The sequence below is a fragment of the Pseudoalteromonas sp. NS-SX12 genome (assembly GCF_057367955.1).
In genome coordinates, this window is the sequence record NZ_CM170635.1 from 1 (window position 1) to 25,754 (window position 25,754).

Annotated in this window: 26 protein-coding genes; 15 read left to right on the top strand and 11 right to left on the bottom strand. The window is 40.8% G+C overall.

What is annotated here, in order from left to right:
- Positions 1-46 precede the first annotated feature (46 nt).
- The 3 genes from AC2IOM_RS14220 (at position 47) to AC2IOM_RS14230 (ending at position 2,059) form a co-directional block, all read left to right on the top strand.
- A complete protein-coding gene (locus AC2IOM_RS14220) occupies positions 47-304 on the top strand; it encodes a helix-turn-helix domain-containing protein (protein WP_045608768.1) in 258 nt (85 codons plus the stop codon).
- Between the two features lie 101 nt (positions 305-405).
- Positions 406-996, top strand: coding sequence for a hypothetical protein (locus tag AC2IOM_RS14225; protein ID WP_486360136.1), 591 nt, complete (start codon positions 406-408; stop codon positions 994-996).
- Entirely contained in the window at positions 983-2,059 is a 1,077-nt protein-coding gene (locus AC2IOM_RS14230; RefSeq protein ID WP_486360137.1) for a DUF262 domain-containing protein, read from the top strand. The genes AC2IOM_RS14225 and AC2IOM_RS14230 overlap by 14 nt, the downstream gene beginning before the upstream one ends.
- 188 nt (positions 2,060-2,247) lie before the next feature.
- Here AC2IOM_RS14230 and AC2IOM_RS14235 read toward each other — a convergent pair whose 3' ends face one another.
- Complete coding sequence (locus tag AC2IOM_RS14235) at positions 2,248-5,076, bottom strand: ATP-binding protein (RefSeq protein WP_486360138.1); 2,829 nt, start codon at positions 5,074-5,076, stop codon at positions 2,248-2,250.
- Positions 5,077-5,287: 211 nt separating this feature from the next.
- On the opposite strand from AC2IOM_RS14235, the gene AC2IOM_RS14240 reads away from it, so the two are divergent.
- Positions 5,288-7,498, top strand: coding sequence for a carbohydrate binding family 9 domain-containing protein (locus AC2IOM_RS14240; RefSeq protein ID WP_486360139.1), 2,211 nt, complete (start codon positions 5,288-5,290; stop codon positions 7,496-7,498).
- Between the two features lie 110 nt (positions 7,499-7,608).
- Here AC2IOM_RS14240 and AC2IOM_RS14245 read toward each other — a convergent pair whose 3' ends face one another.
- A complete protein-coding gene (locus AC2IOM_RS14245; protein ID WP_486360140.1) occupies positions 7,609-9,102 on the bottom strand; it encodes a leucyl aminopeptidase in 1,494 nt (497 codons plus the stop codon).
- Positions 9,103-9,437: 335 nt separating this feature from the next.
- On the opposite strand from AC2IOM_RS14245, the gene AC2IOM_RS14250 reads away from it, so the two are divergent.
- Positions 9,438-10,037 carry a hypothetical protein gene (locus AC2IOM_RS14250; protein WP_486360141.1) on the top strand — a complete coding sequence of 200 codons (600 nt, stop codon included), beginning with the start codon at positions 9,438-9,440 and terminating at the stop codon, positions 10,035-10,037.
- Between the two features lie 38 nt (positions 10,038-10,075).
- Here the strand turns inward: AC2IOM_RS14250 and AC2IOM_RS14255 are convergent, their stop codons facing one another.
- The gene (locus tag AC2IOM_RS14255; RefSeq protein ID WP_486360142.1) at positions 10,076-11,287 is read right to left on the bottom strand and encodes a M24 family metallopeptidase; all 1,212 of its coding nucleotides are present in this window, start codon (positions 11,285-11,287) and stop codon (positions 10,076-10,078) included.
- A 141-nt stretch (positions 11,288-11,428) separates the two neighbouring features.
- Between AC2IOM_RS14255 and AC2IOM_RS14260 the strand changes: the two genes are divergently transcribed.
- Together AC2IOM_RS14260 and AC2IOM_RS14265 are read left to right on the top strand one after the other, a co-directional pair.
- Entirely contained in the window at positions 11,429-12,316 is an 888-nt protein-coding gene (locus AC2IOM_RS14260) for a cation diffusion facilitator family transporter (protein WP_054979191.1), read from the top strand.
- Positions 12,317-12,424: 108 nt separating this feature from the next.
- Positions 12,425-12,958, top strand: a complete 534-nt coding sequence (locus tag AC2IOM_RS14265) for a GNAT family N-acetyltransferase (protein ID WP_486360143.1) — start codon at positions 12,425-12,427, stop codon at positions 12,956-12,958.
- A gap of 72 nt (positions 12,959-13,030) precedes the next feature.
- On the opposite strand, the gene AC2IOM_RS14270 is transcribed toward AC2IOM_RS14265, so the two are convergent.
- From AC2IOM_RS14270 to AC2IOM_RS14300, 7 genes are all read right to left on the bottom strand, one after another.
- Positions 13,031-13,465 carry a hypothetical protein gene (locus AC2IOM_RS14270; protein WP_105171854.1) on the bottom strand — a complete coding sequence of 145 codons (435 nt, stop codon included), beginning with the start codon at positions 13,463-13,465 and terminating at the stop codon, positions 13,031-13,033.
- Between the two features lie 146 nt (positions 13,466-13,611).
- Positions 13,612-14,955 (bottom strand): tetratricopeptide repeat protein, encoded by a 1,344-nt coding sequence (locus AC2IOM_RS14275; RefSeq protein WP_486360144.1) that lies wholly within the window; start codon positions 14,953-14,955, stop codon positions 13,612-13,614.
- Positions 14,952-15,590 carry an energy transducer TonB gene (locus AC2IOM_RS14280; RefSeq protein WP_486360145.1) on the bottom strand — a complete coding sequence of 213 codons (639 nt, stop codon included), beginning with the start codon at positions 15,588-15,590 and terminating at the stop codon, positions 14,952-14,954. Before AC2IOM_RS14280 ends, AC2IOM_RS14275 begins: the two co-directional genes overlap by 4 nt.
- Positions 15,587-15,988, bottom strand: coding sequence for an ExbD/TolR family protein (locus tag AC2IOM_RS14285; protein WP_010559307.1), 402 nt, complete (start codon positions 15,986-15,988; stop codon positions 15,587-15,589). Before AC2IOM_RS14285 ends, AC2IOM_RS14280 begins: the two co-directional genes overlap by 4 nt.
- A complete protein-coding gene (locus AC2IOM_RS14290; RefSeq protein ID WP_486360146.1) occupies positions 15,978-16,358 on the bottom strand; it encodes a MotA/TolQ/ExbB proton channel family protein in 381 nt (126 codons plus the stop codon). The genes AC2IOM_RS14285 and AC2IOM_RS14290 overlap by 11 nt, the downstream gene beginning before the upstream one ends.
- Positions 16,355-17,635, bottom strand: coding sequence for a MotA/TolQ/ExbB proton channel family protein (locus AC2IOM_RS14295; protein ID WP_486360147.1), 1,281 nt, complete (start codon positions 17,633-17,635; stop codon positions 16,355-16,357). Before AC2IOM_RS14295 ends, AC2IOM_RS14290 begins: the two co-directional genes overlap by 4 nt.
- Positions 17,632-18,390, bottom strand: a complete 759-nt coding sequence (locus AC2IOM_RS14300; RefSeq protein ID WP_486360148.1) for a DUF3450 family protein — start codon at positions 18,388-18,390, stop codon at positions 17,632-17,634. The genes AC2IOM_RS14295 and AC2IOM_RS14300 overlap by 4 nt, the downstream gene beginning before the upstream one ends.
- A 231-nt stretch (positions 18,391-18,621) precedes the next feature.
- On the opposite strand from AC2IOM_RS14300, the gene AC2IOM_RS14305 reads away from it, so the two are divergent.
- Positions 18,622-19,251 (top strand): class I SAM-dependent methyltransferase, encoded by a 630-nt coding sequence (locus AC2IOM_RS14305; RefSeq protein WP_486360149.1) that lies wholly within the window; start codon positions 18,622-18,624, stop codon positions 19,249-19,251.
- 77 nt (positions 19,252-19,328) lie between these two features.
- On the opposite strand, the gene AC2IOM_RS14310 is transcribed toward AC2IOM_RS14305, so the two are convergent.
- Positions 19,329-21,140, bottom strand: coding sequence for a flavodoxin domain-containing protein (locus tag AC2IOM_RS14310; RefSeq protein WP_486360150.1), 1,812 nt, complete (start codon positions 21,138-21,140; stop codon positions 19,329-19,331).
- A 231-nt stretch (positions 21,141-21,371) separates the two neighbouring features.
- Here AC2IOM_RS14310 and AC2IOM_RS14315 point away from each other — a divergent pair, with 231 nt between their 5' ends.
- From AC2IOM_RS14315 to AC2IOM_RS14345, 7 genes are read left to right on the top strand one after another with little or no spacing between them, the layout of a single operon-like run.
- Positions 21,372-22,001 carry a PepSY-associated TM helix domain-containing protein gene (locus AC2IOM_RS14315; RefSeq protein WP_486360151.1) on the top strand — a complete coding sequence of 210 codons (630 nt, stop codon included), beginning with the start codon at positions 21,372-21,374 and terminating at the stop codon, positions 21,999-22,001.
- Positions 22,002-22,012: 11 nt separating this feature from the next.
- Complete coding sequence (locus AC2IOM_RS14320) at positions 22,013-22,486, top strand: DUF2271 domain-containing protein (RefSeq protein WP_486360152.1); 474 nt, start codon at positions 22,013-22,015, stop codon at positions 22,484-22,486.
- Between the two features lie 2 nt (positions 22,487-22,488).
- Positions 22,489-23,310, top strand: coding sequence for a DUF4198 domain-containing protein (locus tag AC2IOM_RS14325; RefSeq protein WP_486360153.1), 822 nt, complete (start codon positions 22,489-22,491; stop codon positions 23,308-23,310).
- A gap of 6 nt (positions 23,311-23,316) precedes the next feature.
- Positions 23,317-23,637: a hypothetical protein gene (locus AC2IOM_RS14330; protein WP_394226115.1), complete on the top strand. Its 321-nt coding sequence runs from the start codon at positions 23,317-23,319 to the stop codon at positions 23,635-23,637.
- Positions 23,621-24,139 carry a hypothetical protein gene (locus tag AC2IOM_RS14335; protein WP_486360154.1) on the top strand — a complete coding sequence of 173 codons (519 nt, stop codon included), beginning with the start codon at positions 23,621-23,623 and terminating at the stop codon, positions 24,137-24,139. The genes AC2IOM_RS14330 and AC2IOM_RS14335 overlap by 17 nt, the downstream gene beginning before the upstream one ends.
- 8 nt (positions 24,140-24,147) lie before the next feature.
- Positions 24,148-25,044 carry a metal ABC transporter solute-binding protein, Zn/Mn family gene (locus AC2IOM_RS14340; RefSeq protein WP_486360155.1) on the top strand — a complete coding sequence of 299 codons (897 nt, stop codon included), beginning with the start codon at positions 24,148-24,150 and terminating at the stop codon, positions 25,042-25,044.
- Complete coding sequence (locus tag AC2IOM_RS14345; protein ID WP_486360156.1) at positions 25,041-25,754, top strand: metal ABC transporter ATP-binding protein; 714 nt, start codon at positions 25,041-25,043, stop codon at positions 25,752-25,754. Before AC2IOM_RS14340 ends, AC2IOM_RS14345 begins: the two co-directional genes overlap by 4 nt.

Consider the following 25,754-nt stretch of genomic DNA (forward strand, 5'->3'; position numbering starts at 1 on the left):
TCTAAAACGTAACAATCAATAGTTGTCAAAAATTAAGGAGTTATTTATGACTTTGAGTAATCAAGCTAAAAAGGCATTGGAGCTATTTAATTCTAATATAGGGAAAGTAATTTCTAGGGCAAACATCATAGATCACACAAAGTGGGCGGAAAATACAGTAGATACATACATAAGTAAGAAGTGGCTCAATACTATATTAGAAGCTCAAGGTAGCGATACATATAAAGTGATCTTAGAGAAGCAAATGACTGAAAACGAGTTTGATGATCTGCAAACGCAAGTCGATCAGAGAGTTAGAGCATAACAAACTGTTCAAGAGGGTATGCGGCGGCTCCGGTATTGCGTTGCTCACACCTTAACAGAGCGTTATTGGTCTTTTGCTGCATTCAAAAAGTTTAGGTGTTTATGGAAAAGCAAGAAGTAATAAACTTTATTTTAGAAAATAGTGAAATTGACATTTATTACCAATACTTAATTGGGCAAAACGTTTGGTATTTTCAAAACTTTAGTGATGATTCTGAAACTAGCTATGATGAATTTAAGAAGTTTATTTCAAGGAAGCTAGATGTTCCTTTCAACAACATTTCTATTGTAGGGAGTGCAAAAACAAAATTCAGCTTTTCTCCAACAAAAGATTTTAAAGTGTTTGATGATGATTCTGATTTTGACTTGATTATAGTATCAAACAAAATGTTCAAGAATATATGGAATGCATACCGTGAAGTGGCGTTAGAGCGCCACTTGTCGGGCTACCAATATAAATGTTCAAACGTATTTAATGGGTTTGTTAGTTTGAAAGATACTGATCCTACTTACGGTAAAAGCGTTTTAGAAGAATGGCAAAGAAAAATTTTGACTTTTAAAGCAGAGTTGCAATTGAAGTTTAATATTCAACATGAAGTCAACTATAGAATTTACTCTGATTGGGAATCAGTTCAAGATTACCACATGAGAGGGATATCAAAATTGAAAGGTGGTTTAAATGAAGCTAATTGAATCTATAGACATACAGCCTCAGACGGTTAAGTGGTTGTCTGATCTTGATCAAAAAGGATTACTTGAAGTAGATAATTCATTCCAAAGAAATTATGTATGGACATTAAATAATCAAATCAAGTTAATAGAATCTATTCTAATAGGTTACCCCGTTCCTGAAATATATCTATGGAATACTGGAACAGATGAGAATACCGGTGACACAAAATACTCAATAGTTGATGGTCAGCAACGGTGTGGAGCAATATTTCAATATATTTCTAATACATATAAACTTAAAGCTAGTTCATTAGATAGCCAAGGAAGTAAATTTTCAGATATCCAAGATAGATTTTTCAAAGATTTAGATGTTGAAGATAAAAAGGCTATTTGGTCATACGTATTCTCTGTACGTGTTGTAAGAAATAACGTTAATAGAAATGACATTGTTAATATGTTCTTACGCCTAAATAGCAACAACATGACGCTAAATCCTCAAGAGTTAAGAAATGCTGAATTTGAGGGAGAATTTATGAATGTCTCATCTCAATTAGCCGAGTTACCTTTCTGGGATCAAAACTTAATATTTGGTATTGCAGATAGAAGGAGAATGAGAGATGTTGCTTTCATTAGTACATTACTTGTGTTCATGAAAGAAGGTATTCAAGAAGATATCGGCAATACAAATCTGAATAAAATATATGATTTATATAACAATGAATATCCATCAAAAGAAGAAGATATATCAAAGTTTGAGTTGATAATATCTAACGTAGATGATCTTATTGATGGTAATAGTGAAAGAAGAAAAATACTCAAACGACAAGTTCACTTTTATACCCTTTTTACAACTATTTTTGATCTTACACTTGATGGTGAAACTTTAACGGTTGATCAAATAAATAATTATCGTAGCTTTATTGATAATTACGAAAACGATGAACTTTTAGAACATTATTTCCCTAACATTCTTAGTGAAGTATATAAATATAAATCACTTTCTAAAGAAGGTACTCGCCAGAAAAGTAATCGAATGGAACGCCATAATTGTCTCAAAAAAGTTTTCAATTATTCAGCCCCATAATAAGGCCTTAAAGTCGGATTCGTAACAGTTGGCTCTGTTCTGCTTCGCTTCACAGTTTAGCCAACTTTTACTCACCGCTTAAGGCGGCGTTACCACAGATCGCTAATGGCACAAATCGGCTATTCACTGTTAGATTTGATTAAGTTCTATAAATCAAATCTGGCAGCTCGAGTTAAGGCTTATTTAGATTAAACGACTTTTTGACTCGACGACAAAGCGTATTCAATGCCTTCTAGTGCTTCGCTATATGCTTCTTTATCGTTATATTTCAGCGCTTTTTCAAAGTAATCTGCGGCTTCTTCAATCGAATGATATTTAAACATAGCCGCCGCACCACGCAGTTTATGTAACGCTTGTTGTAAATCTTCCCAGCTTTCGTTGCTGTAAAGCGATTTTATTGCGGCTTTTTCGCGTTCAAGCCCTGCTGCGAAATTAGCAGCAAGATCGCCCGTGTCGACCGTATTTGAAATATTAATCGCTTTGTGAGTGCGAGATTTGCTGTCATAGCTAACGTATTTTCTAAGTGTTGAGATAAAGTTTTCTTGTTCAAGCGGCTTTTTAATGTGATCAGCAAAGCCCTGCTCAAGATAACTCAATACTTCGTGTTGCATGGTGTTTGCCGTAATGGCGACAATAGGCTGGGTAAACCCTGAACCTTGAAGTTGCTTTAATGCGCCTATGCCATCTAATATCGGCATTTGAATATCTAGCAGTACTAAATCAAAGCGTCCGTGTTTGCATTCTTCAACTGCTTGCGCACCGTTTTCCACTGCAACCACTTCCAAACCCAAATGTCGCAACAAACGTACAATTAATTCGCGGTTATCATCGTGATCTTCTGCAATCAATACGCGGCCTTCAAAAATGGCTTTGTCATCGCGTTGCGCAACGGTAATCGGTTTAGCGACTTTACTTTTCTCAACATTTAAATGAAGTGTAAATTCGCTACCTTTATGCACTTCACTGGTGACAGAGATTGAACCGCTCATTAAATTGGCGAGTTGTTCTGATAGGCATAAACCTAATCCTGAGCCACCAAACCTGCGGGTAATACTACTATCGCCTTGGGTAAAGCTATCGAATATTTCTTCAAGCTGTTGCTCTTCCATACCAATGCCAGTGTCAATAACGTTAAACCGTATGCCAGTAAACGTTTCACGAATTGATAAGGTAACACTGCCTTTGTCGGTAAACTTAACGGCATTAGAGCATAGGTTGAGTAATATTTGTTTTAACCTGAATTGATCGGCTTTAATTGCAAAGTCATCATCGAGGGCATTAATAATGTAAAAATCGATATTCTTTTTATTGGCCAATGTGGTAAACATAGTGCCAATTTCTTCAATCAAGCCACTTACATTAAATGTACTGATATCCAGCTCTAGTTTGTTTTCTTCGATGCGGCTGATATCGAGAATATCATTGATTAAATCAAGTAAGTGCTTGCCATTGTTATTTATGATCGCCAGATCTTTATTAAAGTTACGTAGATCATAATGGGCATTACTCATCGCCTCTGAATGACCAATAATTGCGGTGAGCGGGGTGCGTATTTCATGGCTCATATTGGCAAGAAATTTTGATTTAACTAAGCTTGCTTGGCGTAAATCTTCGCTGGTTTTTTGCAGTTCTTGCGTGCGTTGCGTCACGATAACTTCGAGCTGCTTCTTTGCTTTACGCTCGTGGGCACGGCGCTGGGCTGCAACTATCAACAAAATGCTTAAAAGACCTGCAACGATAAAAAATATGCGCTGTTGCTTTGATTTCTCTATTGCGAGTTTTTGAATTTGTTTTTCTTTTTCCAGTTCGGTGACACGTGTTTCGAGTTGATTACGCTCTTCGAATGCTTGTTCTTGAGCGAGGCGCTCTTTTAAGTTTTGCTGCTTGATTTCCGTGTTGACAAGTTGTTGCTGTTTGCGCACGCCATACGCTAGAGACACCATATTATTGGCGCCATAAATGATCAACGCTTGAGAATAAGCTTTTTGTAAAAGTTGTTTGTTACCCGTTTTTTTTGCGATATCGATAGCGTTATTGATTTGCTCAAGCGCCATTTCCGGCTCTTCTAATACAATAGCGACGCGAGAAAGGTGATATGCAACGCTGAAATTAACTGTCGGGTTATTTAACTTCTTGCCGATTTTTGCTGCATTAGCAATATGCACGCGCGCTTGATGGTAATCCGTTAACCAAATATAGCTATCCGCGAAGTTTAGTTCGACAGACGCTAAGTGATAGGCATCATCTTTATTGACTAAAATCGCTTTAGCATCACTTAAATGTTTTATTGCACGGTTGTATTTACCAAGCGCGTTTAGCGACACGGCTACGTTGCTGTGCGTTAAAAATTGCGTGTCTTCATCTAACTCGTGGTAATGATTGTTAAGTAGGTCATCGTATATTTCGACCGCTTTATAATTGTGCCCGAGCTTAGCAAGCAAGCCTGCGCGATTTAGTTTTACATCCAGTACGTCTTGTTTTGTACCGTATTCAACGTAGCGAGGTTCGGCTTGTTGATAATAATCGAGCGCGCGCGAGAATTGGTTGAGTTTTTCGTACGCCAGCGCGATGTTATTTTCAAGGTGAGCGGCTTTAACTTGGGCATTATGTTCTAAATGAAATGCTAATGCTTTGGAATAGTAGGCAATCGCTTCTTCGGGTTGGTCGCTGTAGTAGTAAATTAATCCAAGCAGTCGGTTAATGTCTGAGCGTTTACGCGAGTTTTTTGTTAACAGTAGTGCGCGCTTAAGTGGCGCTATTGCGTTTTCTAGCTGACTGATTTTTGCGTAATTAGCCCCGATCAAATGTAAAATTCGCGCGGTTTGTTCATTACTGAGCTGATGCTGTGTTTGGATTGCGTGGTATGCGTCAATTTGTTGGCTAACATCATCAAGTTGTTTGATGTTGTCAATTTGTTGTGTCAGCGCCTCGTCTTCTAGCGCAAAAATCAACTGAGAAAAGCAAAAGCCAGCAATAATTACGAAGCGTAAAATTCCTTTTTTTATAATGCTGTCCATTTTCACGTCTTTTGCTTGTTTTAATAGGCGTTTACTGTAAGCAAGTGCGCGCCAGAGTTCAAGCAAATTCGGTAAAATAGCGCCGCTTATCTAGCGCTAAAGTATGATTAAAAAGGTATATAAATGATGGGTTTACAAAGGCGGGTCATTGGCACTAGAATTGCTTAGATGGAAAATGTTAACAAATTATTAAAATAAGTAAGGATGCGTCGTGAAAAAATTGTCGTGGCTTAGTGCAATTTTTTTATTGCAGGTAAGTGTTTCACTGTTTGCAAAACAAAATTTTGAGCTTAAATATATTAACCAACCGATTGTTGTAGATGGCGTAATAGACGAGGCTCATTGGCAAAATGCGACGTTTGTAGACTTAGCTTGGGAAGTAGAGCCGGTAGAAGGAATTCCCGCATCGCTTGAAACGCATGTGTGGATGTACCAAGATGGCAACAACCTGTATGTTGCGTTTAAGGCAAGTGACCCAGATCCGAGCAAAATTCGCGCGTCCATTCGTGACCGAGATGACCTGTGGTTTGATGATAATGTCATTGTGATGCTCGATACCTTCAATGATGAGCGCACCGGGTACCAATTTTATGTAAACGCCCTTGGCGCACAAGCCGATGCACGTATGACTGATTATGGTTCATGGGAAGAAGACTCATCATGGGATGCGATTTGGGATGCGAAAACCCAAATTACGGATACGGGTTATACCGTAGAAATGGTTATTCCATTTACGGCAATTCGTTTTCCGCTTGTCGATGGCAAGCAAACATGGGGTTTATCGCTCTACCGTAACTATCCACGTGGTGTGCTAAATCAATTCTCAAATATAAGATTTGATTACGATATTAAATGTAGCTTCTGTCAGTTTGATAAAATTACTGGTTTTGAACATGCAAAACCAAGCCAAAACTTACAATTAACACCGACACTAACGGCAAGTCGTAGTGATGTACGTGAGAACGATAGTTGGCAAAATGGTGATGCTGATATTGAGCCAGGCTTAGATATTCGCTACGGCATTTCATCGGATGCGGTACTTAACGCGACGATAAATCCCGACTTTTCGCAAGTTGAAGCTGATGCCAGCCAGCTTGATGTGAACAGTACATTTGCTTTGTTTTATGAAGAAAAGCGCCCGTTTTTCTTGGATGGAGCCGATACATTTGAAACGGAGTTATTTAACTTTGTTCATACCCGAAATATCGCTGACCCAGATGTGGGAGCAAAATTAACCGGTAAATCGGGTAATCACACCTATGGTGTTCTTTATGCTAATGACCAGCAAAGTGCGCTGATTTTACCTGGCACGCAAGGGTCTACCCTAGCCGTTGTTGATGAAAAAGCGCATGCAGGGATTGCCAGTTATCAACTTGATTACGGCTCACGCGATAATTTAGGTATGTTGGTTACTAGCCGCCAAAGTAGCAACTATCATAACAATTTAGCATCGGTTGATGGTGCAACGTATTTATCTGAACAAGACCAAATTCGCTATCAGTTTGCCTATTCTGATACTAAAAACACCGAACAGTTAGTCACTGACTTTGACCTTGCTAAAAATCAACAAGGACATACCGCGTATGTTGAGTACCAACGAAACACCAAAGCATATGATTTAAAAGCATCGTATCGACAAGTTGATGCCGATTTTCGTTCAGATTTAGGTTTCGTAACACGTGCTGGTTATGAAAAAGCGCTGGTTGGTGGCGGCTATCATTGGTATATGCCACAAGGCGAATCGGTAACAGATTATTGGTTGAAAGGCGATTACGATATCAATTACGAACGACACGGCGATAAATTAGCCAGCGAACTTGAAATATACGCGGGCCTTGAGGCTATCTACAATATTTACACAGAAGTAGGGTATATTGCAGGTGAAACGAAATATGGAAATCGTTATTACGACGAACAATATGGAGATTGGTGGTTTTCAGGTAAGCCAACGGGTGATGTAAAAATATCACTTTATGCGCGTGAAGGTAAACGCATCGATTACCGTAATGCGGAGCTTGGTGATTCATTGTATTTAAACCCAAAAATAACATGGGATTTGAATCAGTATTTACAGTTTAAACTTGCGCATACTTACAGTGAAATGAAGCTCGATGACGCTCTGTCGTTTCGCGTTAACCTAACCGACTTACGTGTAAACCTTAAATTTAATATGCAAAGCATGTTGAAGCTTGTCGTGCAGTATGAAGTAGGCAAGTATGGTGATTCACCGCTTGAGATTACTAATCAGATCAATAAAGAACGCGATTTTGCCACCCAGTTGATTTATTCATATAAGCTTAATCCGCAAACATTGTTTTATTTAGGGTATTCAGACAACGGGTTTAGCGATGATGACGAACAACGTCTAAAAGCTAATGAGCGTACGTTCTTTACCAAATTTAGTTATGCATGGCAGCTTTAACTTTATGTATTAGAACGTGTTGATCTTTACGGATCACTTAAACACAAAAAAAGTGGGCAATGCCCACTTTTTTATTTTTAGCGTACTATCAAGTCGTACTGTCAAGTTAGTTATTTAGCTTGATTCTCAACCCACTGCGTTAATAAACGCACGCTGTAGCCTGTACCACCTTTTGGCACTTCATTTTTAGCTGATGACGCAAGTGCATTACCGGCTATATCAATGTGCGCCCACTTAGTATCGCCTACAAACTGCTGTAGGAAAGTCGCTGCAGTTGTTGCACCCGGACCACCTGAACCGATATTAGCAAAATCTGCAATCGGGCTTTTAAGCATATCTTTGTAGCCAAGTGGTAAACGCCATAGGTTTTCATTTACTTGTTTACCAGCAACTGTCAGTGACTCAACTAGGCTGTCATCATCTGAAAATACAGCAGCGTAGCGATTACCAACAGCACGTACTTTTGAACCAGTAAGCGTTGCAATATCGACCATAACTTGAGGTTTAAATTGCGTGCGCGCATACCAAAGTGCATCAGACAGTACTAAACGACCTTCAGCATCAGTATTTAGAATTTCTACCGAGTGACCCGCTGCAGTGCGCACTACATCGCCAGGAGCAACAGAGCTTTCCGATACCATGTTTGCTGCCATGCCCATTACTGCAACTACGTTAACTTTCGCTTCGTTTAACGCAAGCGCTTTTACCGTGCCAAGCGCTGCTGCCGCGCCTGCCATATCAGATTTCATGCGCGCAATTGATGAACCTGTTTTAATGCTGTAGCCACCTGAATCAAAGGTTATACCTTTACCAACAAGTGCAATGGGTGCATCGTCGCTGCCTTTATAATGGGCAACAACTAAACGAGAACCTTCATTGCTGCCACGGCCAACCGCTTCAAGTGCACCCATGCCAAGTTCTTTGATTTCTTTTGGTGTTAATACAGATACTTCGACACCAATCTTTTTCAGTTTTTTCGCTTCATTTGCAAAATCAACAGGCGTCATTTCTGTAGCGACTTCAGAAATTAAGTCACGCGCTAGAAATACACCTTTTTCAATATTAGCTAAGTGAGCGTATTCTTGTTTTGCAGTGTTTGCGTTTGTTGAAATAAAAGTAAACGCTTTTTCTTCACGCTTTTCTTTTTGGTATTTGTCAAAACGGTATGCACGTAAGTTAATGCCGTGAGCAAGTTGCGCAAGATCAGAGCTTGCAAATGATGAGGCATCAACAGCAATATTCTGGATGTATTTTTGTTCTAACATGCCAGAAAGCTTACCGCCTAATTTTGTCAGCTCTGATTGTGTCAAGCTGTTGTCATCGCCAAGACCGATAACTATTACGCGCTTATAAATGCTGTTTTGTGGCGCAACCACTTCTAACTTAGTGGCAAACTTACCGCTAAATTCGTTTGCAGCGATTGCTTGATTAAGTTGGCGTGCAAAAGGGTAGTTTGAAAACACCTTTTCGTTTTGCTTTTCATGGGTGAATAAAACAAGTGTATCTGCGTCGGAGGTCGTTGCGTTTGAAAAGTTAAACTGCTCAGCTGCAACAGGCATTGCAGCACTCGCCGTTAGCGCAAGTGCTAATAAAGACTTTTTCATGTGAGATCCTTCAAATATAAATTCGTGCATGTTTACATTAACGCCAGCAAAATGTTAATCGATAAACGATTAGTTGCCAGTTTAGCGAGGCGAATAACAAGAAAAAAGCCACTTGGGTAGTCGTTTGGTTACATTTTGTCAAATATACATTACAAAAATAACGCAGTTTTGTTGATTAAATACACAAAATCACCGTCGAAACATTGAGTTAAATCAAAAATTTCGATAAAGTTTGTACTACTTTATGGGGACATTTGTTACCTAGAGCCCATTTTCCTCTATAAAAAATTAACAATTCATACGTGGAAGGCTCTAAATACAAGAAAGGTTGGGGCATGGAATTATCACAAGAAGAGTTAGCTTTTTTCTCTAATATGTTTGCAGACAAATCAACACCTGAGCAAACTGAAGAGTCAGGCCATGCGCTTAGCATTAAATCTGAAATTCCAAGCAATCTTTATCAAGTATTTGAGCAATCTAAACTGACATTACTGGCTGAGATTAGTCATTATCAGTTGTGGTTTCCGCTCGAAATGACAATTGACAACGGTGAGTTTAAACCGGTTCTCGGTACTCCTGAAATCGTCGATATTCAAAATGGTGAGCGAAGTTGGCGTGGCGGCGATTTTGTTAATGTGGAATTGCAAGATCAAAAAGGCAAGGCACACGACCTATTGTCACTTTCAAGTACCGGCATTGCGTTTCGAGTAAGCGACCGTCGCAGCCTTAAGCGCATTTTAAACGAAAAGTCGTTATGTATAAGCTTACCTAACGAAGAACAAGTGGCACTAGAATTTGAAGCAGTGCGAGTAGAGCGCGATGTTGTGGCAGCGAAAATTGCCAAAGTTCAACGCGGACGTGACCGTTTAAGAAAATTTTTGTTTAATTTACACCGTAATGAAAACCAACAACTCTATCAGGGATTGCAGTCATAAAGCGCAGCTTACTCTAGCAAGCTGCGCTTTTGTGGCGTTTATGCCAAACCAAATGGGTCGTCCACGCTATGCGCAGGCTCTGTAAACCACTTTGGACCTTCATCTGTCATGTAAAAATGATCTTCAAGTCTGACACCAAATTTACCTGGTAATACCAACATCGGCTCGTTACTAAATACCATTCCTTTAGCAAGTGGTGTGGTGTCACCTTTTACCAAGTAGGGTGATTCGTGAATGTCCATACCACAACCATGACCTGTACGGTGCGGTAAACCTGGAAGTTCGTATTCTGGACCAAACCCAGCAGCATCAATTACCACGCGGGCAGCAGCATCGGTTACTTCGCAAGCTTGTCCAATTTTGGCAGCATTAAATGCAGCGATTTGCGCTTCTTTTTCTACTTGCCATACACCACGCTGTTCGTCAGTTGCCTCACCATACGCATAAGTACGCGTAATATCAGAATGATAGCCTTCAACAATACAGCCGGTATCAATCAGTACCCAATCATTTTCTTGTAGTACTTGAGGATCTTTTACACCATGGGGGAAAGATGTCGCTAAACCGAACAGCACAATGCAAAACGATGAACCTGATGCACCTACCTTTTTATGAGCTTGGTTGATAAACGCTTCAACTTCGCTTGTACTAATGCCTGGTTTTAAAATGCTTGCTGCGGCTTTATGCACTTCTAATGTCATATTTTTAGCGGTTTGCATCAGAGCGATTTCCGCATCAGATTTACATTCACGGCAAGGCGCGGTAATAACATCAGCGTTAATCACTGTAAGTTGCGGGTTTGCTTTTATAATGCCGTCGACAAGAAAATAACCAGCGCTTGGGTCGACAGCAAGTTTGCCTTCGTTGATCCCCTGTTTTTGCAGTATTTCTGCAATTAACGCGTAAGGGCTTTGATGTTCATGCCAGCCAAAAAACTCGCCATTTAGCTTCATGTAATCGTTCAGTGAACCTTGTTCGAAATGCGGGGCAACGTAACATAGCTCACCTTTTGCTGGCAAAATAGCACCAACTAAACGCTCGCTTTTGTACCATTTTAAACCGGTAAAATAGGTTAGGTTAGTACCCGCATCAATATACATAGCTGCAATGCCTTGCTGTTGCATTAGTGATTGCGCTTTTTGTAAACGGGCGTTGAGTTCGTCGTTTGAAATTGGCGCAACCTGTTGCGTCATATTGTCTAATTTGGCTAAAGCTTGTTCTATTGTGCTGCCACCTACACCTATCGTCATATGAAAATACTCTTTATTGTATGCAATATGCAAAATCTATCATTTTATTTTAGGTTTTAGAAGCACTAGGAGTGATTTTATGAAAACTAACCGTTATAATTGAAACACTATAACATTTTAGTTTCTAACTTATCCCCATTCATGACAGATATCACCACCCATAAAACTGCAAGGCGCCGTTTACTCATCGCCCTTTCCATTACAAGCACTTTTATGGTGATTCAATTTATTGTTTCGTTTTTTGCCAACTCTATGGCAGTACTGGCTGATGCCGGTCATTTATTTGTTCATAACAGTTCATTGGTAGTGGCGTTAATCGCCTCAAGCATTGCGATTCACTTAGCAAAAAACTATAACGCGGGTTATAAAAAAGCAGAGCTCATTGGCGGCTTAATTAACGGTATTTTGTATTTAGCCATCGCAGCGACGATTATTTTTGCCAGTACTAATAAGCTTGTAAATCACGCAGATCACTCTCATGAGGTAAATACCTTTTTAATGACGGCAGTCTCTGGCCTTGGTTTTCTATTTCATGCAGCATCGGCTTATGTGTTGTATCAAGGACGCAAAGAAAGCGTTAACGTTTATGCGGTATTCTTACACAGCTTTTTAGACTTGTTATCGACGGTATTAACATTTAGCGCCGGTATAGTGATTTACTTTACTGGTTGGGTCGATATCGATATTTTCTCAAGTTTAATTATTGCCACTTTTGTACTGATAACAGGTTTTCGAGTGATCAAAAAATGCATTGATGGCCTAGTTGAAACTGATAGCGCATTGCCAGCGGCGACAGATATCGAATCACGATTAACCAATCTGGAGCACATTAGCAGCGTTCACAATGTAACGGTTGATAAGCAAGGCAGTAAAACGATCGTCGGCGCACACATTGTTCTAAAGCCGAGTTGCACCAAAGAACTTCATCACGATTTATGTCAATTAGCCGTCGAAAAGTGCTTGTTGCAAGAATTTTTGGTGAAGCACAGCGTGCTGCAAATTGAAGCGCATCAGTGTAAACATTGTTGATTTATTAATACGTTAATCGTAATCTGATGTGTAAAAGGGCCTTAAAGGCCCTTTTTTGTTTGTTAAAGAAACTATACCAATTGTTTAGAGCGCTTAACGAGGTGGATTATGTTTACTCTAGCGGTTGATAACACGTTAAAACTAGCGTTGGTTGATGCCAAGTTTGCAACGGCGTATTTTGATATCGTAACAAAGCAACGTGATTATTTGAGTCGTTGGTTGATTTGGCCAAGCCATGCCGACAGCATTGCGTTTTTCTCGAATTTTATTACTCGCTCACTGATTGATTATGCTAATGGCAAGTCGCTGGTGTGTGCCATGATTTATCAAGGCGAATTAGTGGGAAATGTGAGTTTTAATTCCATTGATCATACGCTTAAAAAAGTTGAAATTGGTTACTGGCTTAGTTGTGATTTTCAGGGTAAGGGCATTGTTACGCGCGCCGTTACTAAGTTGATTGAATTGGCGTTTACGCAATACGAAATGGAAAAAGTTGAGATTGCAGTTGCCGTTAACAATACTGCAAGCCGAAATGTCTGTGAGCGTCTTGGTTTTTCGCTAGAAGGGGTTATTACACGTGCCGAGAATCTTAATGGCAAAATAGTCGACCATGCTATTTATGGTTTAAAACGCGGTAGTTAATCTAAGCATTCGGTCGGTGGTTTTTGAAGGTTGGGATTGTGCTAATCTCGCGCACAATCCCGAATTGTGGGGTTAACTTAATACCTTAATTTGTTCAAGTGACGACACCCGGATATGAGTTTGAAAATAGTATTTGCCTGTTCTTTTGCCATTTGAAACAAAATCGATAATTTCGCGTTTTGCTTCACCCGTAACTTCAATCACTTTGCCTGTGAAAAACGCGTTGGGCGCTTTGCCATAATTTTTGGTAAATTCTGGTACCACTGAAGGCGATAATACAATGGTTACTGCACGTCGGTCGCGATAATCGTGTTCAGTATTGAGATAAACTTCACCATGGCGTGAACTTCCGGTAGCTTTAACTAAAAATTTAAATGTACCTTGTACACCATCAGGCGCATTGTCTTCGGCTTGCGCGATTAAGTTCATAGTGTCTGCAACGTCAATATTTGTTGTTGAGTTACATGCGGTTAAAAATAGACTAAGCGATAAAATTAGATACTTCACCAGTTACTTTCCTTGTATTTAATGTATAGAAAGTGCACGCAAAACTGATAAGAGAAAACGTGCACGTGACGGATATTACATCAGATTCAAGTAATCAAAAAGCTTAATTAGAGCAAAAACTCAATCTTCATTGTCATTCTTATCTGTTATTGAACGCGTTTTAATCGCTCTAATTGTTTAATATTGGCAAGTAAGTCTCGTCGTGTTGGGTTTTCACGGTACGCATTATTTAATAGTGTAATCGCGCGTTCATATTGTCCTTGGTCAATTGCGATTTGCGCGCTGAATATCCACGCTTGCTCTTTATAATTATCAAGGCTACTTGCCCGCACATAATAATTATTTGCCTGCGAGAGTTGTTTTTGATGTTGATAAAGTTGGCCTAATTGAAGTAAGGCTTTGCCGTTACTGGCATCGGTTTCAATTGCGCGGGTTAAGTATTGCTTTGCTGTTGTTGTTTTACCATTTCGCTCAGCTAACAGCCCTAGATAAGTTAACAGCATGCTTTGATGTTTAAAGTTAAGCTTAGTGCTGTGTTTTTCAAGCACTGACGCAAGTACTTGTGCTTGCGATACGTTATTTTGGTTTATCAAAACCGTTAACGCGTTAACGATTTGTGTTAAATGCGCGGGGTCATCTTTGTTGATTATTTCTGTTAATAATTTTACGGCAGCGTCACTGCTACCGTGGTTTAAATGGAGTTGGGCGTTAAGTAATAGATTGGTTGGGTTATCATTGCCAAGACGTCTTGCCACTTCAATGCTTGCGAGGGCGTTCTTTTCTTTACCTTGCTGCAATTGAATTTGGCTAAGATGTAACCAAAGATCAGCCTCGTTAGGTGTGTTTTCAATTAGTTGGTTAAGTAAAACCGTAGCTTCGTTTACATCGCCGGCTTGGGTTAACGCCCATAACAATCCTTTTTTGTAATCAAGGCTATCTGGTTGTAAAAAAAGCGCTTGTCTAAACCCAGCAATGGCGGCGTAGGGTTGAGCTTGCTGCATATGCAAATAAGCTAATTGTGCAAACAAACTTGCATCTTGATCACCTAATGTTAATGCACTCGCGAGATATTTTGCTGCTTTTTGATTATCTTCCAACTTTAAATAGATTGCGGCAAGTGCGCGGTGGCTCGGCAGTAAATCGGGTCTTTTTGATAGTGCGTGGCGAAAAGCACGCTCGGCGTGCGCTAGCTGTTTTACTTGTAGTGCTATTTGACCAACCGCTTGCGCAAGTGCAGGGCTTAATGTGTTAGTTTCTAACTGCTTTACAGTTTGCCACGCGCCGTTGTAGTCGGATTTGGCAAGCAGTGGCTTTATTGTTGTCGCAATGGTTTGTTCGTTAGCCGTGAGCTTAGCAGCATCTTGTGATAATAAACCGTATTTAATCTCAAAATCCCAACTCGGTTTAGTTATCGCGATATCGACGTGTGCATTGCTCGAAGCTGCACTAGTACAAACAAATAGCAGTGTTAAGAACAGAGTAATTTTCATATGGTTTCTACTTCAATAGGCCAGTTAAAACGCGCTTTTACGTTCTCGCCATTTTTTTTAGGCGGGGTAAAGCGGGCAATTTTAACAATACGTTTAATTTCTTTTTTAAAGCTGGGAAATGGATTCTCTTTAATATCAATGAGCGTCACTTTGCCGTGTTCGTTGATTAATACATCAAGCACAATGTCAAAACGCTTTACGCCGCTGCGTCGTATCTTTTTGGGTACGTTGAATTTGAGATTCGCAAGTGATCGTGGCAAGGAATCTAAGTCACTCAAACCAAATGCCTGCCAATCAACATCCAATGAGTCGCTCCAGTTGATGTCATCTACCTGAAAAGTGATATCAATTGGCTGTTTTGTATAGGTCACATCTGGTTTTACTAAACTCATGGTGATTTGCGGGCCCTCACCACTTGCGCTAATAGCAATTTGCGGAGTGTCTACTTGTGGCTGCGTCATTGGTGGCGGAGGAGGAGGGGGCGGCGGTAAACTCACTGTCTCAATATTGCGCACTGTTAGCGATTTTTGCACGCCGGTAGTCAAAAAACGCGAAAGCATTACAAGGGAAAGTGCCGATACAAGAATTGCAAATGCAACCAGTAAGGCAATTGAATGCGAAGTTACTTTCTTCATTGTGTCGCAATGCTTACATTGCTCGCACCCGCGAGTTTACTTTCGTCAATTACTTGCACCAAAAGCTCGGTTGGTACCAGTTTATCAGCCTGAATAACCACCGCGCGTTGCTTGTCTTTTGTCAGCTGGCTAACAATCGAACGGACGCCGGCAACGCCAATATTGCTGCCATCGTAAACCACTTCTTTAGCGTTAGTAATGGCAATCATAATTAGATTGCGCTCTAGTTTTTGTTGCGATAATGCCTGAGGCTTATCAACCTCTACCCCCGTTTCTTTTACAAAAACGGTGGTAACTATAAAGAAAATAAGCAATATAAACACCACGTCTATTAATGGCGATAAATCGATGTGTTGCTGTTGCTCGTTTTGCAATCGTTGTTTTAGATTAGCTTGCATGGCGCTCTACTTCATTTAAGCTGCGATTAACTAGGCTGTAGAGGATCCAAGCAGGTACTGCCAATAACAAACCAAGTTGTGTTGTAAATAGGGCATCTGAAATGCCAGCGGTTAAACTGTTGCCCAAGCCCATTGTTTCACCATAAGACATGGCAACAAAGGCATCTAATAATCCCATAATTGTGCCAAGCAAACCTAATAGCGGTAGCGCGCAAATGCATAAGTTGAGCGATTGTTGCCAAAAGCCAAGAGCGCAACAACACACCTGTTTACGTGCAATAAAGGCATACACCAAACGGTAATAAACAAACAGCGCGAGCGCTAAAATGGCGATTACAATAGGATGAGATAATTCGTTTAATGTGATCATGCCGCGCCTTTGTGTAGTTCTATGTTTTGGTTGAAGTTAAATTGGCTAAGTGAAATGGCACACTGCTCAAGTTGATGATAATGGCTTTTAACTTTTCGTGACAAAAACGCATGGCAGAGTAACGCTGGAATAGCGACAACAAGGCCGAGCTCGGTTGTTACGAGCGCCTCTGAGATGCCACCTGACACCGCAGCCGGGTCGCCTGCGCCAAACAGGGTCATTAATTTAAAGGTTTCAATCATGCCGCTTACTGTTCCTAAAAGGCCAAGCAGTGGCGCAACAGCAGCTGTTACAGCAATTGCGCCAAGTAGGTTGTCGAGTTGCTTCTTTTGCTCGTTTAAGGCATTGAAAAGCGAATCATCTCTCAATTGGCCAATTGGAGTGCGTTTACAAATTTCGACCAGTTCGGTTTGCCAGATGCCCAGTTTCAATGTTTTGTAATCACCATTGAGATTAGTTAAGCGCTCTGTTACTGCTGGCACGATTTTGTCGAGCCTTGCAAGCTGAACCAGTTTGTAAATTGAAATAAGTAACGCGAAAAGTGCAAACAGTAATATCGGTGCGACCCAAACACCGCCTTTGCTGATGTGCGAAATAATGCTCTCTTGCTGCTTTAAGCTCATGGTAGCGCGGCCGTTACTTGGGTCGATTGGCAATAACGCACTGCCGGTGTCTTTTAGCTGCGTTAATGCATCATGCGCATTTTCTAGTAATACTGCGACTTCATTGTGCTGGCTAGATTTATCAATTAAACCCGCAGCATTATCGCTTTTAAAATAAGAGAAAGGGCCAATATCAATTAGTTCTGCTTGATGTGTATTCCCATCGCTAAATACAACCTCACTTTGATAAAACAGCCCCTGCCTTTGTTGTGTTTCACTAAAGCTTCTTTTCGCAAGCGCTAATAACTCTGTTAAGTCGTCACTTTTTGGTGTGATTTCGCTGTCACTTAAATAACGAGTTAACAGGTGTGTTTGATATTGCGACTGTTGCTGCCATTGTTTTAAGCGATTTTCAACGTCTTCTATCGACAGTGCTGCTTCATCTTGTGCGCGTATTACGCCTTCAGTTTCTTTACGCAGTAACAGAACAGCGTTTTCAGCGTTAAGCAATTCGCGGCTGAGATTACTATTCTCACGTGCCAATTGTTTTTCGGTTTTGTTGAGTGCAGCTTGCGCACTTTTAATATCGTGTTGTAACGATTGAATTACGTCGCTTGCTTTAAGCGGGGCTACAACACAAAGCAACGCAGTGATTAACCATAAATATAGTTTCATTGTGTTTGCTCCAAGGTTACCGGTAGAGAAATAAAATCGGCTTCTTGTCGTTGCTGTAACATGGCCTTTGCTTTTATAAAGTCGGCATAAGGCATTTCATTATTGAGTTGCCATTGCCACTGATTGTTTGCAACAAACCCGATGCCAGTCTGTGTACCATCTGGCGTACTCACATAGGCAAGCTTTTCACCGATGTAGATTTGTTCAAGTAACACGTGTTTACCTGTTGCTAGTGTGATTTTGGACTTTTCAAAACTTATGCGCTGATTAAACGCTTGGCGTTTGCTTTGTAGTAGTAACAAAACTTCAAGGGTTTCACTGTCAGTCGATGCATCGGTAATTTGTAAAAGCGATTGCCGCCATGTGTTTGCTAAAGGAGGGGGCAGGCTTGTTATCTGGCTGTGAGCGTAACTAATTGATTGTTCAAGCCACAATGCAAGCTCATGTTGCTCAGATTCAAGTTTAGATTGCGCGCGTAAAATCTGATTTCGGCGCTCACTAACTTCATCATTGTGCTGCTTGCTTTGTGCGAGTTTTTCTTTTAATCGCTGTTTTTCAATATTTAATAAACGTAATCGTTGCTCGAGCAAAGGTTTTTGGCTTTGCCAATCGGCTATCAGTTGATTACGTTGTTTATGTAAGTTAAGCCATTTATCGACCAATAACTGATAGTCTTTTACGGTACTTGCGTGGCTTTCAAACAGACACGCAGTAGCAATTAATAGCACCAAGGTTACTTTTTTCGCAGTCTTCATAGTGACAAAAAATTCGCCAGTAGTGACTTAGCGCCACACTAGCGTTAGTTACAAATTAAATATATTGCAAATGATAACCGTTATCATTAGTATCTACAACTAAAATAAACTCACTATTAAACTTAAATTCTTGAATCGTGCATTGCCTTTACAAATAAATAAGCAATGGTGCGAAAACCACACACCTAACAAGTGTTCCCTTTACTTGTTTAGAAAAAGGAGTTTCAACAGATGATAGCGTTAAATAATCAATGGCAGCAGTTTGCGACTGATTTTGAAAATCGTAACAATTATGTCGTGGGTAAATCGGAGATAGACCGTATTAAAACGCGTCTTTCAAAGTTTTATGGTACGGGTCATGTGCTAGAGCTCGGTTGTGGTAATGGTACCTATACAAAAGTGATGGCTGACAATGCACAGTCGGTTACTGCAACCGACGTAAGTAGGGAAATGTTAAATGTATGCCAAAAGCGCTTATGTGATTGCGATAACGTAATAACCCAGTTGGCAGATGGCTTTAATTTACCTTATCGCGAGAACAGTTTTGATACCTTGTTTATGGCTAACCTATTACACGTAGTACCTGAGCAAAATAAGTTACTTAAAGAGTGTCATCGTGTATTAAAACCGTTTGGTCAGGTGATTGTGATGAGCGTTACCATGTATAAAATGTCACTGATAAATCGTGCAAAGTTATTGTATCGTTACCATAAAACCTATGGTAAAAAGCCAACTCATAGCACAGTACTCACGCCCGATTTATGTCAAAGCTTGTTTAATGCCTCTGGTTTTGAACTAAAAAGCCAAGAATTGTTAGGTACTAATACTCATGCTTTGCTGTGTCAGGGCATTAAGCGCTGATACTAAGGGCGGTTTTATAGAAAACCGCCTTTAGTTCTAAATGTTGTTCACGTTAATAAATTGTCTTAATCAATTAGCTAGTAAAGATCCACTCTAATGCGTTTATCCTCGATAAGTGATTGGTAGACGTGCTCTTCTAAAATTGATTTAAGACAATTGATAACTGAGTCGCCAAACCCTTTTTGTTTTCCGCATAAATAAATCATTGCGTTATCGTCAAGCATCCACTTTTTAATATTGCTAGCATGTTGTTCTAGCTGCTCAGTAATATAACCGCCACCGTCGCGAGACCAGGCTGGAGTAAAGTGAGTCAGTGATTTATCGCTAAGCATGGTATTAATTTCATCTTTAAAATAAAAATCGGTGCTCTTTGATTGCTCACCGAAGAATAACCAAGCGGGTAAACACTGCTCTTTGACTGACATACCTTTTAGTAAGCTAATAAGAGGCGCAATGCCCGTACCAGCACCGATTAAAATGGTGGGGCAGTGGCGTTTAGGTAGATGGAAATTTGCATGATGCCTAATACGAGCACTTATCAGTTCATTTTCATTCAGATCACACAGATAATTTGAAGCAAGTCCCGGCTTACCTAAGTCATCGAAATACCTGCGCACAAAAATCTCTATGTTAGATTCGTGTGGTGTGTTTGCAATTGAATAAACCCGTGGTGGTAGCGGCGTTAATACATCGACAAGTTGTTGAGCTGATGTTGCGCTTTCACCAAGCCAGTTCGATTGCCTTACTGCTTCAAATAGTGGCATTTCAGTATTTTGAAAAATGACGGGTTGCTGACAATCAAAGCCTTTTTCACGCAGCATTTGTTGACACTTAATTGCGTCGTATTTGGGTACTACTTCCAAAAGGTCGCCAGCCTGATAAATGAGTCCCTCGTTTTTAAAGGTTATTCTATGTGCAGCGCGCTTAGGCTTTTGTGGGTTCACTAGCATGTTACTGTGGGTACTAAGAAGGTGATAGTTATCAGTCAATAAAACGGTCGATTGCTCCTTGCCAATAAAGTGGCTAATTTGCTGCCACCAATGGCCAATAGCATCTTTATCACCGCGATCTACCTCAATCACATCGGTAATTGGCTTTGCACCTTTTGATGACAATAAATGTGCAAGTTGGTGGCCGAAGGCACAAAAATGCTGATAGGTACGATCGCCCAACGCCAAAATTGAGAAATTCACCTTGCTAGTTAGCGTTTGCGTTTGCTTCATTTTATTAAGAAATGTCACCGCGGTTTCTGGCGGTGCACCTTCGCCATAGGTGCTAGCGATTAAAAGCACTTGGCGATACTGGCCTAAACAATCAGGTGTGAGAGAAGACAAACAACGCAGATCAAAGGTATTCGGTAGCTGTTTATGAAAGCGCTCTGCAATCGACATCGCAGTGCCTGATTGACTGGCGAATGCAAGCAAGGTACTCGCGGTTTGACTACAGGCATTCAATAAGCTGTAACAACATGCATAAAACACAAAACAGATACTCAATATACCTATTGATGCATACAGTGATAAGCCGTTGTTTACATCTAGCTTAAACAAGGTGAAGCAGCCACTAAATAGGGCACATGCAACAAAGCAAAAGGCAAATAGCGATAGCCTCTGCTGCTCTTTTTGCTGCCAAAGAAGCAATGAAATAACCACAATTACAGCACAAAATAATAGGCCGAATTGTTCTAATAGGTGGGCGATAGCGAGTTGGCTGCTAGACAGATAATTGATTATCTCAAACTCTTGGTTAAGCACAATTAAGCGGGTTTCATCGAAAAACTCAAGTTGTTTAATGGTAAAACTATCGAATACTTTTTCGCCATTGCTGTGTTGCGTAACCCCCTCAATTGAAAAGCGTGTTTGAGTATGGCTTGAATTTAACGAAAACATCCACGCCCATAAAACAAAGCCCAATAGAAAAAGCAATTTTATAAATAAATTCAATAAATACGATAGGTTAGCGTGCTGAGAGTTAATAAGGTTTTTGCCATATTTGACTAGCTGAAACATGTTTAATTTACAAATCTAAATGAAAATAATTATCATATGCTATTGCAAAGTGTCAGCGAACGCTAGTAGAATTTGCCCGACAAATAAGTAGACCGAAGATTTTTTAGTGGTATGGCAAGGTCAAATAGCCAAATGCAATTCGATGTTAGTTATGTATCTCGCATTATGCGCAAAATACATATTTTCAGTGCAATGCCGGTATTGGTGTTGATGGTGTTTTTTGCAGTTACGGGTATTTACCTAAACCACCCCGATTGGAAAGGTGGTGACGTTGAAAAACAACAGCAAACCATTGCGCTGCCAAAAAGCCTGACTGATTTACCCGACTGGCCAACTCATTATGCGAGCCACAGTTTAACCTTATTGCACTGGCTTGATGTTGAACATGGCGTATCGGGAGTTGACTTCGAAATCGATTGGGATGAATTAGATAGCCTGGTCATTTTGAATTTATCTGGCCCAAATGGCAGCACCCTAATTGAGGCATTTATTGAAGAAGGGCAAGCACATGTTGATACACGACGCTTATCCCTTATCGATATGCTGAATAATGTTCATAGGGCAAAGCATGTATCAGGGTTATGGCGTGTGCTTTCAGATATAAGCGCGATTTGTATGGTGCTTTTTTCGATTAGTGGTTTTTGGCTGGTTTTGGTTAACCGCATGGAGCGCAAAAACGCCAATATTGCGTTGCTACTCGGTAGTAGCTTGTTTGTCTTTATCATTACTTTAATGCATTAGGAGACGTATCGATGCTTAAGCAGTTAATTGCAGTGACTTCCCTTTTGTTTGCATCTGTCACTGCGCATGCAAATACCTTAACAGTTGAATTTGAATTACCGAGTTTCACCACCGGCGACTATCACAAACCTTACGTTGCAATTTGGGCTGAAAGTAAAGCGCAAAATCAAACGTTGTTGCTTTGGCATTTAACTAAACGAAAAGAAGATAAATGGCTGGTGGACATTCGTCGTTGGTGGCGCAAACAAGGGCGTTATGGTGACACGCCGGATGGTGTGACTGGCGCGACAAAAGGCCCAGGTAAATATAGCGAAACACTCGATGTTGGCGATTTAAGCCAATTCAAACTGTTTATCGAAGTGGTACGTGAAGACGGCGGTCGTTCACTGCTAAAAATGCCAATCGACTTCTCAGATAATCAAGAACGCTATCACTTAGACGCTGATAAAGAAATTGGCGCTGTAACAATTATCAAAGGAAAATAATAATGAAATCCCAATTTGTTAACGTAACCGCAGGGTTAACACTTGCTTTGGCATCAGGTTTAGCAAGTGCCCATGACATTTATATTTGGCCAAGTTACTTTACGGTGAATAGCGAAAAGGCGGTTGACGTGCCAGTTCAAATCACGGCGTCACACACTACATACAGGCCTGATTTTGCAATGCCAAGTGAAGGCGTTAAAGTATTCGCTGCCGACGGCAAACAAGTTCGTCGTATTGGCAGCTTTTATCAAGGTGCGCGTTTTTCAACATTCGATTTAGGTGTTGAGGGCGAAGGCACATATGCACTTGAATATCATCGCGGTCCAAACTATCACTCGCGCTACAAAATTGGTAAGCGAGACACTGAAAAACGCATCCGCGGCAATAAATCACACGCAAAGGCGAATGCACCAAAAGGCGCGCGAGATTTAGAAACGGCATCATACACAACCATTGCAATGTCGTATGTGACGAATAAAGCACCCACCAACGACGTACTCAAAGCAAAAAATAAAGGTTTTGAAGTATTGCCAATCACCCATCCGTCAGATTACGTGACCGGTGAAGATTTAACGGTAAGCTTGTTATTTAACGGCAAGCCAGTGGCAAATCAAGATGTGGTGATTGAGCTCGAAGCCCCTCAATACAGCGAAAATCCTAAAGCCCTTGAACTGAAAAGTGATAAAGACGGCCTTGTGAACTTCAATTTCGCAAAAGGCGGGCGTTACATGCTGAAGGTCAATCATAAAATCGATAGTACCGATCCTGAGGCGGATGTTGAAATTACCCGCGTGTATTACGCATTTGAAGTGATTTTTGAGTAAATCACGATGAAAAAGCTGATTTCCCCTGTGATTGGCATGTTGTCTTTAGCGCTATGCGCTAAAGCACATGCCCATTTTCCAACGCTAAACTGCCATGTCAGCAATACGGATGCAAAACTGCTTAGCTGCACTGCAGGTTATTCTGATGCAAGTCTAGCGGGTGAAGTAATACTTAAAGTGTACTCATACGATGAAGCGTTATTACGTGAAGTAAAGACCGCGAGTGATGGCAGCGTGTCGTTTAGTAAACCAAACGGCGAGTTTTATATTGTGTTTGATGCGGGTCATGAAAGCCCTGCTGAGTTTGATTATGCCGAACTTGAATAAACGCGCGTTTTACCAAACGGGCTTTGTGGAAATTGTGCCGCAGCAAGATGGGCGTAAGGAAAATGCGTATTTTGTCGTGGCTATAGTATCAATAGTCGCGCTTGCAGCATTACTTCTTGTGCTCACGGTAGGCGAACGAAGTAAACGTGTTGCGCTGCCGGCAAATATTGTAAGCCTTAGCACCCAATTACAAAATGCCGCAGAAGAAATCGCTATTTTATCCAGTGTAGGCGAATTGGCTATGAGGCCTACATTAGACGAGCTGATCACCTACCAGATTGACCCTTTTTCCGAGCGTGAATTTGCATCACCGAAATCAGGGTGTTTTATACATCAACACGATAACTACCAATTACGCCTTAACTTTCAGGATTCGGGCTGGCAAGTGATGTGGCGCGAACAAACTCATAGCGCGACAGCGCACGCACATCATGACGATAACGCGCTTTGCAATAACAATAATAAATGGCAACACGTAAGTAGCCAGACTAACCAAAATTAGAGGTTCGCTTGTTTTATAAAATTATGTTTAGTGTGATGGCGTTTTGCATCACGTTATCGAACGCATATGCACAGCACGGTAAGCTGCATGTCGGTACGACCTTACACCCTTATTATGCCTATGTGGCAAATATTGTGGGTAACCAAGGTGAGGTAATTCCGCTAATTGAAACGGGATTTAATCCACACAATTACAGTTTAAGCCCTGCCGATATTGGCCGTTTAAAAAACATGGACGCACTGGTCGTTAACGGTATTGGTCATGATGATTTTGCACTCGATGGTTTTAATCGCATAAAACCGCAAGGCGTTACATTGATAAAAGCCAACGACCAAGTGCCGCTGCTGCGCAAAAACCATAAGGTGAATCCTCATACCTTTGTTTCTATCGATGCGGCAATTCGCCAAGTTTATGCCATTGCAAAATCTCTTGGTCAATTGGCACCTGAGCACGCTAAGTATTTTAGTAAAAACGCATTTTTATATGCCAAAAAATTGCGAGCGTTAAAAAAGCCAGTGCAAGATATTTTAATCAATCACGATTTATCGAATGTGCGTATCGCGAGCACCCACAACGCATATGGTTATTTATTGCAAGAGTTTGGCTTAACGGTTTCAGCCGTTGTTGAGCCCGCGCACGGGGTCTCACCAAGTGCGTCGCAGCTACAACAAACGATTAATGAAATTAAAAAAGCTGACATAGACGTGCTGTTTACAGAACTGAATATGGCAAACAGCTATGTTGATGTAATTGAAAAAGCGACCGGCATTAAAGTGTATCACTTTTCGCATATGACCCATGGTCAGTACAGCCAAGATTTGGTTGAACGGGAAATGCAGCACAACCTAACAATGCTCGCCAAAGCGTTGACATTTGCTGCGTCAAAATCAGGTAACACGCTATGACAATTCATGCTCCTATCGTATGTGTTAGTGACTTAAGTGTCAGCATTAACAACAACCTGCTGTTAAATGACGTTAACTTGTCGGTACCTGCGGGAATTTGGCTAGGCGTGGTTGGGCCAAATGGCGGTGGTAAGTCAACATTGATTAAAGCCCTTATGGGGCAAGTGCCACACCGCGGACAAATCGCCTTAGATTGGCCTGAGCAAAGTGCGCGGCGTATTGGTTATTTACCACAAATTGCAGTTATTGAGCCCTCTTTACCGATAACCGTAAGCGATTACCTCACTATGGTATGCGATACCCGCCCGGTTTGGTTTCGGCATAAGCAAAAGCAAGCAATACGAAATGCTATGACGCGTTTGCAAATTGAAACCTTTACTAACAAACGCCTTGGTACATTATCGGCTGGCGAAAGACAACGCGTTTTACTTTGCGCCGCGCTAATTAATCAACCGGATATTCTGGTGCTAGATGAACCACTTGCCGGTGTAGACAAACAAGGCCATGCATTAATTCTTAATGTGTTATCAGAATTCCACCAAGCGGGTGGCAGCGTGATTATGGTTGAACACCACTGGCACGTGGTGGAACAGTATTGTCAGTTTGTTGCAGTGATTGATGGAAAACTGGTTGACTATGGTCCAATTGAACACGTATTTGGCCGCTTAAAGCCACATGTCGCACCATTTGAGTTAGCAACATCAGCGTAG

Coding starts and splice junctions, on each gene's coding strand:
- AC2IOM_RS14220 (WP_045608768.1), top strand. CDS start 47: ATGACTTTGAGTAATCAAGCTAAAAAGGCATTGGAGCTATTTAATTCT.
- AC2IOM_RS14225 (WP_486360136.1), top strand. CDS start 406: ATGGAAAAGCAAGAAGTAATAAACTTTATTTTAGAAAATAGTGAAATT.
- AC2IOM_RS14230 (WP_486360137.1), top strand. CDS start 983: ATGAAGCTAATTGAATCTATAGACATACAGCCTCAGACGGTTAAGTGG.
- AC2IOM_RS14235 (WP_486360138.1), bottom strand. CDS start 5,076: ATGGACAGCATTATAAAAAAAGGAATTTTACGCTTCGTAATTATTGCT.
- AC2IOM_RS14245 (WP_486360140.1), bottom strand. CDS start 9,102: ATGAAAAAGTCTTTATTAGCACTTGCGCTAACGGCGAGTGCTGCAATG.
- AC2IOM_RS14250 (WP_486360141.1), top strand. CDS start 9,438: ATGGAATTATCACAAGAAGAGTTAGCTTTTTTCTCTAATATGTTTGCA.
- AC2IOM_RS14255 (WP_486360142.1), bottom strand. CDS start 11,287: ATGACGATAGGTGTAGGTGGCAGCACAATAGAACAAGCTTTAGCCAAA.
- AC2IOM_RS14260 (WP_054979191.1), top strand. CDS start 11,429: ATGACAGATATCACCACCCATAAAACTGCAAGGCGCCGTTTACTCATC.
- AC2IOM_RS14265 (WP_486360143.1), top strand. CDS start 12,425: ATGTTTACTCTAGCGGTTGATAACACGTTAAAACTAGCGTTGGTTGAT.
- AC2IOM_RS14275 (WP_486360144.1), bottom strand. CDS start 14,955: ATGAAAATTACTCTGTTCTTAACACTGCTATTTGTTTGTACTAGTGCA.
- AC2IOM_RS14280 (WP_486360145.1), bottom strand. CDS start 15,590: ATGAAGAAAGTAACTTCGCATTCAATTGCCTTACTGGTTGCATTTGCA.
- AC2IOM_RS14285 (WP_010559307.1), bottom strand. CDS start 15,988: ATGCAAGCTAATCTAAAACAACGATTGCAAAACGAGCAACAGCAACAC.
- AC2IOM_RS14290 (WP_486360146.1), bottom strand. CDS start 16,358: ATGATCACATTAAACGAATTATCTCATCCTATTGTAATCGCCATTTTA.
- AC2IOM_RS14295 (WP_486360147.1), bottom strand. CDS start 17,635: ATGAAACTATATTTATGGTTAATCACTGCGTTGCTTTGTGTTGTAGCC.
- AC2IOM_RS14300 (WP_486360148.1), bottom strand. CDS start 18,390: ATGAAGACTGCGAAAAAAGTAACCTTGGTGCTATTAATTGCTACTGCG.
- AC2IOM_RS14305 (WP_486360149.1), top strand. CDS start 18,622: ATGATAGCGTTAAATAATCAATGGCAGCAGTTTGCGACTGATTTTGAA.
- AC2IOM_RS14310 (WP_486360150.1), bottom strand. CDS start 21,140: ATGTTTTCGTTAAATTCAAGCCATACTCAAACACGCTTTTCAATTGAG.
- AC2IOM_RS14315 (WP_486360151.1), top strand. CDS start 21,372: ATGGCAAGGTCAAATAGCCAAATGCAATTCGATGTTAGTTATGTATCT.
- AC2IOM_RS14320 (WP_486360152.1), top strand. CDS start 22,013: ATGCTTAAGCAGTTAATTGCAGTGACTTCCCTTTTGTTTGCATCTGTC.
- AC2IOM_RS14325 (WP_486360153.1), top strand. CDS start 22,489: ATGAAATCCCAATTTGTTAACGTAACCGCAGGGTTAACACTTGCTTTG.
- AC2IOM_RS14330 (WP_394226115.1), top strand. CDS start 23,317: ATGAAAAAGCTGATTTCCCCTGTGATTGGCATGTTGTCTTTAGCGCTA.
- AC2IOM_RS14335 (WP_486360154.1), top strand. CDS start 23,621: ATGCCGAACTTGAATAAACGCGCGTTTTACCAAACGGGCTTTGTGGAA.
- AC2IOM_RS14345 (WP_486360156.1), top strand. CDS start 25,041: ATGACAATTCATGCTCCTATCGTATGTGTTAGTGACTTAAGTGTCAGC.